Source organism: Streptomyces sp. NPDC020983 (genome assembly GCF_044333485.1).
Taxonomy (GTDB): Bacteria; Actinomycetota; Actinomycetes; order Streptomycetales; family Streptomycetaceae; genus Actinacidiphila.
Genome location: NZ_JBIRRA010000008.1, coordinates 15,925 through 26,937, shown reverse-complemented (window position 1 = coordinate 26,937; position 11,013 = coordinate 15,925). Strand labels below are relative to the sequence as shown.

Below are 11,013 nucleotides of genomic sequence, written 5' to 3'. Positions count from 1 at the left end.
TTCAGACCCCTGAAGTGAAGCCGCTCGACCAGATCTGCATCTGGTAGGTGATGTGGTCCCACACTCCGGTGACCAGCAGGACGCCGACCGCCACGAGCATGACTCCGCCGGTCCTGATGACCCACGCGTAATGCCGCTTGACCCAGGCGAAGGCGCCCAGCGTACGGCGGAAAGCTATGGCCGCCACGATGAACGGCACGCCGAGCCCGGCGCAGTAGAAGGCCATCAGCACCGCGCCGCGCAGCGCGCTCGCGTCACTGAAGGCCAGCGTGTTGACGGCGGTCAGGGTCGGCCCGACGCAGGGCGTCCAGCCGAGTCCGAACAGCACGCCGAGCAGCGGCGCGCCCGCCAGCCCCATCGTGGGCCGGACGTGGAAGCGGAACTCGCGCTGCGTCACGCCGCCGACCATGCCCATGAAGGCCAGGCCCAGCACTATGGTCAGCGAGCCGAAGATCTTCGTCAGGACGTCCTTGTGGACCAGCAGCGTCTGCCCGAAGTTGCCGAACAGCGCCCCGCCGGACACGAAGACCGCGCTGAAGCCGAGCACGAACAGCGCCGCGCCCGCGAGCGTCCGCCCGCGCCGCGCCTCGCCGAGGTCGGTGCCGGTGACGCCGGTCACGTACGACAGGTAGCCGGGGACGAGCGGCAGCACGCAGGGCGAGAAGAAGGAGATGAGGCCGGCGAACATCGCGACGGGTATGGCGGCGAGCAGCGCACCGGTCAGGACCGTGTGCGTCTGGTCGAACGCCAGGGCGGTCAGCGCGCCGTTCCCGGACATGTCACTTCTCCGCGACGATCTTGTCGATCATCTCGTTGAGGCCGTCCTCGGTGAGGGCGCCGAGGACCCGTGCGGCGATCTTCCCGTGCCGGTCGACGACCAGCGTGGCGGGCAGCGACGCCGGGTTGACGTTGCCCTTGGGGAACTTCAGGATCAGGTTGCCGGCCGGGTCGTACAGGCTCGGGTAGGTGATCTTGAAGCGCTTCACGAACTGCTGCGCCGGCGAACGCTCCAGGTCGCGGGTGTTGATGCCGAGGAACTGCACGCCCTTGGACGCGTCGGCCTGCGCCACCGACGCCAGGTGCGGCGCCTCCGCGCGGCAGGGCGAGCACCACGAGCCCCAGATGTTGATGACGACGACCTTGCCCCTGTACGCCGCCAGATCCGCGTGCCCGCCGTCCACGGTCCCGCCCGCCAGTTCGGGCGCCTCCTGGCGCTCGGCGGCCTTGACGTACGTGATCGTGCCGGCGCCGCCGACGAAGTTCGCGCCACTGGACGTGGCGGACCCGCTCGACGACGAGCACGCACTCAGCAGCGACGCCACGGCCGCGACACAGGCGAGCGCCGCGGCACGGCGCGGCGTACGGCGCCGGAAGGCGCGGGTAGGACTCATGTGAAAAGTTTCGCATGTGCCCCGGGGCGATCTTCCACACCCCCGACACCGGCACCAAAAGCGGCAATCGCCCCAAGTAAGGACCAGGTGATGACCGCGCCGCGCCGCGGCCGGGCCTCAGGCGACGGGCGCGGGCGGTGACGCGGTGGTGCCCGCGGGCTTGGGGGCGGGCAGTGTCATGAACTCCTTCCAGCCCTCCGTGGGTTTCTGCCCGACCTCCAGCCGGCGCAGCCGTTCCAGCACCGCCGGGTCCTGGGCGTCCAGCCAGTCCGCGAGCTGCCGGAAGGACACCATCCGCACGTCGTCGTGCCCGGCGGCCGCGATGTACGTGAACGCCTCCTCGACCGCGTCCATGTAGATCCCGCCGTTCCACTCCTCGAAGTGGTTGCCGACGAAGAAGGGCGCCCGGTTCGTCTGGTAGGCCCGCTCGAAGCCCGCGATGTACGACTGTGCGGCCTGCTCGCGCCAGTACGGGTAGTTGCGCGGGTCGGACCGCGTCGCCGCGTGCGACTGGTTGGCCAGCATGTTGTAGTCCATCGACAGCACCTCGAAGGTGTGCCCGGGGAAGGGGATGAGCTGGAGCGGGAAGTCCCACAGGCCCAGTTTCTTCGACGGCCACACCTGGTTGCCGCCCGGCGAGCTGGCGTCGTAGCGCCAGCCCAGTGCCGCCGCCGTCGGGAGCAGGCTGTCCTGCCCGAGCAGGCACGGGGTGCGGCCGCCGACCAGCTCCTTCTCGTAGTCGAAGGGCAGCGGCTCCTCGCCGTGCCAGCCGGTCTGCGTCTTCCAGGTCGTGACGAACGTCTTGGCCTGGTCGATCTCGCTCTTCCAGTCCGCGGGGGTCCAGCGCCCGACGCTCCCGCTGCCGGTGCAGAAGTGGCCGTTGAAGTGGGTGCCGATCTCGTGGCCCTCCAGCCACGCCTGCCGGATGTTGTCGAGCGTCATCCGCAGGTGGTCGTCGGCGAGGTAGCCGATGTCCGAGGCCCCCAGCGGGCTGTTGGGCGGGGCGTAGTTCAGCTTCTTGGCCTCCGGGAGCAGGTAGAGCCCGCTCAGGAAGAACGTCATGGACACGCCGTGGTCCGAGGCGAGCTTGCGGAACCGCGGGAAGAGCCCGTTGCCGACCTCGCCCGCGCCGTCCCACGAGAAGACCACGAACTGCGGCGGGGTCTGCCCCGGCTCCAGCCGGTCGACCGCCGGCTGGTTCGGCTGGGCCCCGGTGTGGGCGGTCGAGCCGTCCCCGATGAGGGTCACCGTCCGCGTCGGGGCGTGCGCGCCACTGGCTCCCGACGGCTCACCCGTCCGCCGCGCGTCGGTCCCCCTGCCGCCCTTCCCGGCCCCGCACCCCGCGACGGCCAGCCCGGCCGCCGCCCCCGCTGTCGTCGCCAGCAGACTCCTTCGGCTCATTCCACTCATGCGCGGTCCCGTCTCTCGGCCGATGCACTTGCCGTGCGGCTCGGGCGGGTCTCCGCGTGGACGCCCGCCTTGCCGTCCACACGTTCCTCACGCTTTATACGATTGTGGTCAAATCACATTAATTACGCCCATACGGCGGGCCCCCTTCCCCCCTCCCGGGGGACACCCCGGCCCCCGGGACGGCTTGCAGCCGCACCGCGGGGGCACGCGTTCTCAGGGGCGCGGGGCACGCGTTCTCACGGGCGCGGGGCACACGCTCTCAGGGACGCGGGGAATGCGCGACAGGCCCCCACCGGGGCGCGGGCCGTCACCGCCCGAGGGGCAGTACGGTCCTCCCCCCAGGCTTCGCCCGGGAGGTGCCCCCAGGACCACCGGCCGGCGGCGGGTGGCTCGCGCGGTTCCCCGCGCCCCATGCGGACGCACCGCACCGCCCTGCACAAAGGGGGCTCTCGGGGGCCTACGCCCCGAACGCCTTGCCGGCCCCCTTGGGGGCCTTGGCCCCGCCGCCGCGCAGGTGCGCGGGCACGAGGTCGATCGCGGGCTCGGAATAGCCCACGGACACGATCTCGTCCCCCCGGTACGTGAAGCTCGTCAGGCTCGCCAGCGTGCACTGCCGGCGCCTCGGGTCGTGCCACAGACGCCGGCGCTCGGCCCACGAGCGCACGACCCAGATCGGCAGCTGGTGGCTGACGGCCACCGCCTCGTGCCCCCGCGCCGCGTCCCGCGCGGCGGCCAGCGCCGCGCTCATGCGGACGACCTGGTCGACGTACGGCTCGCCCCAGCTGGGGCGGAAGGGGTTGGTCAGGTACTTCCAGTTCGCCGGGCGGCGCAGCGCCCCGTCGCCGATGCCGAAGGTCTTGCCCTCGAAGATGTTCTCCGCCTCGATGAGGCGGCCGTCCGTCGCGAGCTCCAGGCCGTGCGCGGCGGCGACCGGCGTCGCCGTCTCCTGCGCGCGCTCCAGCGGCGAGGCGACGACGTACGTGATGTCGCGGTCCGCGAGGTGCTCGGCGACCCGGTCGGCCATCTTCCGGCCCAGCTCGGACAGGTGGTAGCCGGGGGCGCGGCCGTACAGCACGCCGCCGGGGTTGTGGACCTCGCCGTGGCGCACCAGGTGCACCACGGTCAGCTCGTCGGACCCTGCGGCCCGGTCGGTCCCGGAACTCATGCGCGCGCCTCCGCTGCGGCTCGTGCGGCGGCCGGCAGCGCCGCGGCGATGCGCTCCACGGCCCGCTCGTCGTGCGTCGTGGACACGAACCAGGACTCGAAGGCGGACGGGGGCAGGTAGACGCCCTGCGCCAGCATCGAGTGGAAGAACGGGGTGAAGCGGTACGCCGCCTGCCGCTTGGCCGCCTCGAAGTCACGGACGTCCTCGTCCGTGAAGAAGACGGAGAACATATTGCCCGCCGTCTGGATCCGGTGCGCGACCCCCTCCTTGGACAGCGCCTCGGTGACCAGCGCCTGGATCCCGGCCGAGACGGCGTCGAGCCGCGCGTAGGCGGCGTCGTCGAGCAGCCGCAGCTGGGCGAGGCCGGCGGCGGTGGCCACCGGGTTACCGGACAGCGTGCCGGCCTGGTACACGGGGCCGGCCGGGGCGAGCAGGGCCATGACGTCGGCGCGGCCGCCGAAGGCCGCCGCGGGGAAGCCGCCGCCCATGACCTTGCCGAAGGTCATGAGGTCCGGGCGCACCCCGTCCAGGCCGTACCAGCCGGCGCGGCTGACGCGGAAGCCGGTCATGACCTCGTCGGAGACGTAGAGGGCGCCGTCGGCGGCGCAGATCTCCTTGAGGGCGGCGTTGAAGCCGTCGCGCGGCGGGACGACGCCCATGTTGCCGGGCGAGGCCTCGGTGATGACGCAGGCGATCCCGCCCGGGTTCGCGGCGAAGGCGGCCCGTACGGCGTCCAGGTCGTTGTAGGGCAGCACGATCGTGTCGCCGGTCTGCGCGCCGGTCACACCGGGGGTGTCGGGCAGCCCGAAGGTCGCCACGCCCGAGCCGGCGGCGGCCAGCAGCGCATCGACGTGGCCGTGGTAGCACCCGGCGAACTTCACCACCTTCGCGCGTCCGGTGAACCCGCGCGCGAGCCGGATCGCGGACATCGTCGCCTCGGTGCCGGACGACACCAGCCGCACCTGCTCCAGCGGCTCGACCCGCGCCACCATCGCCTCGGCGAGCGCGACCTCGCCCTCGCCGGGGGTGCCGAAGGACGTGCCGCGGGTCACGGCGTCCCGCACGGCGGCGACGACCTCGGGGTGCGCGTGGCCCAGGATCATCGGGCCCCACGAGCAGACCAGGTCGACGTACTCGCGGCCGTCCGCGTCGGTCAGGTACGGACCCGTACCGGACACCATGAAACGGGGCGTACCGCCCACGGCGCGGAAGGCGCGGACGGGGGAGTTCACGCCTCCTGGGGTCACGGCCGCCGCGCGGTCGAACAGTTCCTGGGACACTGGTGCTTCGTACGGGTAGCTCACGGATACATGCTCTCAAACGCCGGGCGTTGCGCGACAACGTCTCAACCGTGCATCTGACACGATGATCGGGTTGCATGGTTGGGGCGGCAGATGGTCGGGTAGTGGAATGCAGCAGCGGGGTGGCGGTCCGGGCGAAGGACCGGGAGAACACGTACCCGAATCCGAGGGCGCCGGCCCCACCGGCAAACGCCGCCGCACCCCGCAGAACCGGCAGAACGCACAGAACCCGCAAAGCCCGCAGAACGCGCAGAATCCGCAGAACCGACACGCAGCAGAGCCGAGCAGTCCAGCACCACGCGATCCAGAACACCACGAGCAACAGCAACACCGCGAGCCGCGCGACGAGCCAGACCGGCGCGGGCGCGGACGCCGAACGACCGCAGAGGGCAGGAGCAGGGGTGGCCGAGTGGGGGTGACCTACAAGTACTTCGGCGCGCCCGACGGCGCGACCGCGGCACGCGTGCCGATCTCCATGCGCCCCGAGGAGCTGGGCGGCGACGAACTCGGCCAGGGCATGTACACCAAGGTCAAGCCGGAGACGATGGCCGCGATGGTCCTCACCGGCATCGAGGGCATACCCCCGAACAAGGTCCCGCCGCTCGAACTCGTCGTGCTGCACCCCGACTACGCCGTGGTCCGGCTCCCCGCCTCCGTCGTCGAGCCGCTGCGCAACGCCAACGAGGAGTCCCTCGGCGCCGCAGCCTTCATATGGTCCACGGTCCCCGACCGGCGCGGCCCGCGCGACGCGTTCGTCATCTACCAGATGCTCCACGAATGGCAGGACTTCGCCCGCCGCTGCCAGGAGTCCGGCCACCAGCTCTACTGCCTCGTCTGGCCCTGACCTGCGGCTTCTCCGCCAACGGCTGGCGTACCGGCCTTCCGGTCCGGGCGCGGGGTCCGGGGCCCGTCAGGCCGCCAGGGCACATTGAGGGCACACGGCCCCGGAAGGGGCTTCGTCGTTCCCGGCGAAAAGCCTGGTCGATGGCCCGCCTCGTCCGCGCGCCGCCGGCGGGCAAGCCCGTCCGCGTCCGCGAGCAGCGGCTGGGCAGGGAGGTGCCCGAGCACGTGTGGCACTGCCCGGAACGCACCGCGCCCGGCCCTCTGCGGCCCGAAATGCAGGCAGCCGCCGCGGCGTTCGGCCGCGCGAACCGCTCCGCAAACCGCGCCGGACAGCCCGCCAGGCCCCCACCCGCCTGCGGACGGCTTACCAGCAGGCCGCAGGGCCGGTCCTTGCCGGCCTCGCCTCACGCACCCCGGCCGCCGAGCGCTGCGCCTTCCGGCCGGGGTCACGGAGAAGCGGCGGAAAGGCGGCGGTCATAAACCGGGAGGTGCCTCGGGGTACGGTGCGCCGCCGACCCAGGGGTCGACGTGGTCGCGCTTCCACAGGTAGCCGTCGGGGTGGCCGGTGGTGATCGGCGGCCGCGGCCGGGCGTTGGCAGGGGAGGTCGAGGGCCGCTAGGTTCGCGTCGCCGAAGGTCGAGATGCCGGAGTCCGGGAGCAGTGCGTGTCCTCGTTGCATGAGTTGCAGGCCCTGCTTGGCGCGCCCGGCGGCCGCCGGCACGCTCCGGACGACTGGGACGAAGTCGAGCAGCACATAGGCTCCGCTCTGCCTGGTGACTTCAAAGCGTTCCTGGACGCCTACGGCAGCGGGGTTGTCTCCGGCGAACTCGTGGTCTTCCACCCGCGCGGGTCGAGCCCGTTGCTGGAGCGCATGCTCAGGACCCACGAGTGCTTCGCTGAGCGCCGCGCCGGGAGTCTCGACAGAAACGACGTCGAGCATTACCCGTACCCCTTCCACCCCGAGGTCGGCGGGCTGATCTCGTGGGGATACGACTACAGCGGCGACGAGCACTTCTTCCTCCCCTGCGACCGGGACCCGGATCGATGGAAGATCGTCACGATGGCCCACGAAGAGGGTTGCGAGACGTTCGACGGCCCGTTCTCCCGCTTCGTCCTCGGGTTTGTGCGGCGACTGCTCGATGTCGACCGGTACCACGGCATCGACCCGGAGGCGCTGGAGTTCCTCGAGCCGGAGGACCTGGAGGAGATGGCTGCCGCCGGGGAGATCGGCCCCGTCCAGCCGAGCTTCGAGCCCTTCTGAGCGTCGGGGACCGTGAGGCCCGGGCCGGATCTCCTCGGCCTGAAACCCCAGACCGCATTCAGGGCACATGAACCCCGAAAAACGCCGGTGACCGGCGGAAAACGCTGAGGGTCGTGCCGCCTGCTCACCAGGCGTCTTGCCGGGAAGCCGCAGGTCAGCGGCCAGTGTGCACCACTTGCTCCACGAACGGCAGGACTTCGCCGCCGCTGCCAGGAGTCCGGCCACCAGCTCTCCTGCCTCGCCTGGCCCTGACCTGTGGCTTCTCCCGCCGGGCGGCCGGCCCGCAGCCACCCGGCCCGCCCGTGGCCCCGGGAATGCGCCGGTGTGACCGGCCGCACCACCCGACGGGACGCCTCTCTTTCGGGGGCGCGCTCCGGCTGCTCCTGACATGATGTCAACCGCTGTGCGCTGCAGGAGGATCGGAGGTGCGCGTCGTGGCTCGTGGCCAGAGCACGCCCGAGGGGCGTGGAATCGGGCTGGAGGTGTCGGACCCCGCGCAGATGGCGGCCCTGCGCGCCTGGGTCAGGCAGCAGCCCGGTGTCCGCACGTCGCTGGCGGAGGGGACACCGGGCGCGGGGAGACTGGGCGCGGCCGACGTGCTGTCGGTGGTCGCCGGGAGCACGGGGCTGCTCGCCGTGGTCAGGACGCTGCCCGACTTCATCAGGTCGCGCCGCTCGACGTTCCGTATCGAGACGACCGTGAGGGGGGAGCGCCTCACCATCGACGCGACGAACGTGGAGGACGTGCTCCCGCTGCTGGAGCGGCTGCTGGATGAGTGACAACCCGTTGCCGACCGACTACTCGCGTTCACGGGCCGTACTGATCGGCGCCTGGGACTACTCCGCCCTCCCGGCCGTACCCGCCGCGCGGAACAGCCTCAAGCGCATGAGGGGGCTGCTCACCGGGCCGCTGTGCGCGTGGCCGGGCAAGCGCGTCGACGTCATACGCAACGAGAGGTCCCGCGGCAGTCTCCCTGACCGCTTGATGGAGGCGTTCAGCGGCGCGACGGACGTCGCGCTCTTCTACTTCGTCGGGCACGGGCAGTTGCACGACGACGAGCTCTGCCTCGCGCTGTGCGACTCGCCGGCCGGGGGACCGCGCCGGACCACCGTCGGCCTTCCGTTCGCCGACGTCCGCAGGGCGCTGCACGAGTGCGACGCGCGCACCAAGATCGTGATCCTGGACTGCTGCTTCGCCGGCCAGGCCGCGCGGGCCGAGCACAGCCTCACCGAGGGGACCGCGAGCCTCATCGACAGGACGCTCGGCACCGGCGCGTTCACCATGGCGGCGAGCGGCGCCTACCGGACCGCGTGGTACGAGCCCGCCGCGCGGACAGCCACCCCGCAGACCTACTTCACCAAATACCTGGTCGACACCGTCGAGGCGGGACTGCCGGGCCATCCGCAGGGGCTGTCTCTCGGTGCGGTGTTCACGGCGACGGCGGAGGCGCTGTCACGGGACCGGCTCCCGGCGCCCACCCGTTCCGTACGGCATGACGCCGACCGGTTCGTCCTGGCCCGCAACGCCCGGGCGTCGGCCGAAGGGACGGGGGCGGACACCGGCCGTGACGCCGCGGCGCCGGGGCCGCGTCCCCGTACCGCCCCGAACGCGCGGCGGCGCAGCAGCGCCCGGGTCGCCGCGATCGCCGTGGGCTGCGTTGCCGTCGTCGGGACCGCGACCGCCGCCGGGGTGATCGCGGCCGACCTCGGCCACCGCGGGAAGGACCACGGCGCCGCCGCGCCGGGGCAGAGCGAGTCCTCCGTGAGCGAGCCGCACACCACCGGGCCGGCCGCGCCGGTGCACCCGACCACCAGCAGCCCGGCCCCGGCCGGGACCACCCCCACCACGACTCCCCCGGCCACCCCGCACACCACGGAGGCGTCCGAGACCCCGGCGAATGCCGCAGCGGACGTGGACTTCCCCGAACCGTGCGACCTGCCGAGCCGGGCCAGCGTGAGGGACTTCAACCTGCAGCTGCCGGGAACCGACAGCAACTACAACACCGCGCTCCACCAGGAATGCCTCTGGAACGGTGCCGGCGTCGATCTGTTCGGCATCGGATACACGACCAATCCGTACAAGAAGGGGCCGATCGCCACGGACGTCCCCGGTGCGCCCACGAGCAGCGCGCTGATCAACGACGCCGGGATCTGCATGGTGAGCTGGCCCACCTCCTACGGATCCGCCTTCGCCTACGCCGACGTCGACCCGTCCGAGGAGGAGGACAAGTGCGACGCGGCCCAGGCGTGGGCCGGCTCCATGTACGTCAGCATGCCCAGCTGACCTCCCGCCCTTCCCGGCCGAGGCCACGACATGACCAGCGAGCCGCCCCGGCCCGCCGCAGGGCCCAGCCCCCCGCTCACCGCCCGCCGGCGCCCGCCGCCGTGTCCGGCGCGTCCTCCGCCGCGTCCCAGGCGAGCGCCTTGAGCTGCATACGGGCGGCAGGTCCGCAGTCGGGCACGGTCGCCCAGAACGGGTGCGCGGCGACCAGGACGGACAACCGCACCAGACGGCGGCGCAGCACCGTGGTCTGCGCGCCCGCGGAAGCCGCGAGCCGGCGATAGGTGACGTACCACTCGCGCTGGGCCTGGACGAGGTCCGCGGGGAAGGTGTGGTGGTGCATGCCGGGGATTCAACCACACGTTCGAACGCTTGTACGAGATACGTGGCGCACATAACCGCAGCGTGTCGCGTACTCCACCCGGACCGCGCAATCCGCGGGCCGGTGCCCTCACAGGCACAGGACCAGGACGCAGATCCCGTGCGGCGGGTCCACCGGGTCGGTGGCGGCCGGCGGGGTCGTGGCGGGAGCCGGCGTGCTCGCCGCCGGCGGGGGCGTCGTCTGCGGGGGCTGCGGGGCCGCGGTGGTGGGGGCCGGCCGGGCCGCGGACGCCGACGGGACCGGCTGCGGCTGCTGCGTACGGTCCGCCGGCCGGTGCGGGGCCTGCGCGCGCGGCACGAGCGGGACGGAGCGGGTGCGTCCGGGCGGGGTCGTGGCCGCCGGGTCCGGGGGCGCCGGGGTGCCCGTGCGGGACGGGGCCGTGGTGCTGCCGGGCGGCGCGGTGGCGGCCTGCGGGGCAGTGGGCAGGGTGTCGCCGACGGGGGTGTCGGGGGACGTCGCGGCATTCGTGGCCCCGCCGGAGCCGCCGGTCGGCATCGCGGCGACGGTCAGGCCGCCCCCGGCCAGCGCGACCGCGGTCGCCGCGGCCGCCCGGCGGCGGTTCCGCCGCCAGCGCGCCTGCGCGTGCCGCCGTGCGGCCCGGCCGCCGGCCGCGGGCAGCGCCGCGAGGGGCTCGCACGCGGCCCCGCCACCGCCGTCCCCACCGCCGTCGGGACCGGGGCGGTCGTACGGCGGCGGTTCGGGCGCCGGGGAGCCGTGAGCGGGCGGGGACGGCGGGACTTCCTCCACCGGCGCCTGCGTCCGTATCGCGGACAGCGCCGACCTGGCCGGAGTCGTGTACCCCGCGGTCTGCGCACCGGATTCCGGTGCCGGACCGGCCGCGGAAACCGGCGCCCGGTAGGCGGATGCGGGCGGCGCGATATCGGGCGCATAAGCACCGCAACCCGGGCACACCAGCGCCCCGTTGAGGTTGCGACGGCATTGGTAGCAGTAGTCCATCGTCCTGTTTCCTGCCATGGCTT

Annotated in this window: 11 protein-coding genes; 4 read left to right on the top strand and 7 right to left on the bottom strand. The window is 72.8% G+C overall.

Features of this window, described 5'->3' with window-relative positions:
* Position 1: 1 nt before the first annotated feature.
* The 5 genes from ACH4SE_RS19115 to hemL form a co-directional block, all read right to left on the bottom strand.
* The gene (locus ACH4SE_RS19115; RefSeq protein ID WP_398544589.1) at positions 2–778 is read right to left on the bottom strand and encodes a cytochrome c biogenesis CcdA family protein; all 777 of its coding nucleotides are present in this window, start codon (positions 776–778) and stop codon (positions 2–4) included.
* Between the two features lies 1 nt (position 779).
* Positions 780–1,391: a TlpA family protein disulfide reductase gene (locus ACH4SE_RS19110; RefSeq protein WP_398544588.1), complete on the bottom strand. Its 612-nt coding sequence runs from the start codon at positions 1,389–1,391 to the stop codon at positions 780–782.
* Positions 1,392–1,508: 117 nt separating this feature from the next.
* A complete protein-coding gene (locus tag ACH4SE_RS19105; RefSeq protein WP_398544587.1) occupies positions 1,509–2,801 on the bottom strand; it encodes a hypothetical protein in 1,293 nt (430 codons plus the stop codon).
* Positions 2,802–3,258: 457 nt separating this feature from the next.
* Positions 3,259–3,966, bottom strand: a complete 708-nt coding sequence (locus tag ACH4SE_RS19100) for a histidine phosphatase family protein (RefSeq protein ID WP_398544586.1) — start codon at positions 3,964–3,966, stop codon at positions 3,259–3,261.
* The gene (gene hemL, locus ACH4SE_RS19095) at positions 3,963–5,270 is read right to left on the bottom strand and encodes a glutamate-1-semialdehyde 2,1-aminomutase (RefSeq protein WP_398544585.1); all 1,308 of its coding nucleotides are present in this window, start codon (positions 5,268–5,270) and stop codon (positions 3,963–3,965) included. Before hemL ends, ACH4SE_RS19100 begins: the two co-directional genes overlap by 4 nt.
* A gap of 412 nt (positions 5,271–5,682) precedes the next feature.
* On the opposite strand from hemL, the gene ACH4SE_RS19090 reads away from it, so the two are divergent.
* The 4 genes from ACH4SE_RS19090 to ACH4SE_RS19075 all read left to right on the top strand — a co-directional run bounded on the left by ACH4SE_RS19090 (position 5,683) and on the right by ACH4SE_RS19075 (position 9,654).
* Positions 5,683–6,111: a hypothetical protein gene (locus ACH4SE_RS19090; protein ID WP_167987017.1), complete on the top strand. Its 429-nt coding sequence runs from the start codon at positions 5,683–5,685 to the stop codon at positions 6,109–6,111.
* A 663-nt stretch (positions 6,112–6,774) separates the two neighbouring features.
* On the top strand, positions 6,775–7,371 hold the full coding sequence (locus ACH4SE_RS19085; protein WP_398544584.1) for a hypothetical protein: 597 nt from the start codon (positions 6,775–6,777) through the stop codon (positions 7,369–7,371).
* 434 nt (positions 7,372–7,805) lie between these two features.
* Positions 7,806–8,150, top strand: a complete 345-nt coding sequence (locus ACH4SE_RS19080; RefSeq protein ID WP_398544583.1) for a hypothetical protein — start codon at positions 7,806–7,808, stop codon at positions 8,148–8,150.
* Positions 8,143–9,654 (top strand): caspase domain-containing protein, encoded by a 1,512-nt coding sequence (locus tag ACH4SE_RS19075; RefSeq protein WP_398544582.1) that lies wholly within the window; start codon positions 8,143–8,145, stop codon positions 9,652–9,654. The genes ACH4SE_RS19080 and ACH4SE_RS19075 overlap by 8 nt, the downstream gene beginning before the upstream one ends.
* Positions 9,655–9,730: 76 nt before the next feature.
* Here the strand turns inward: ACH4SE_RS19075 and ACH4SE_RS19070 are convergent, their stop codons facing one another.
* The gene (locus tag ACH4SE_RS19070) at positions 9,731–9,994 is read right to left on the bottom strand and encodes a hypothetical protein (protein WP_398544581.1); all 264 of its coding nucleotides are present in this window, start codon (positions 9,992–9,994) and stop codon (positions 9,731–9,733) included.
* A 108-nt stretch (positions 9,995–10,102) separates the two neighbouring features.
* Entirely contained in the window at positions 10,103–10,780 is a 678-nt protein-coding gene (locus tag ACH4SE_RS19065) for a hypothetical protein (protein WP_398544580.1), read from the bottom strand.
* Positions 10,781–11,013 lie beyond the last annotated feature (233 nt).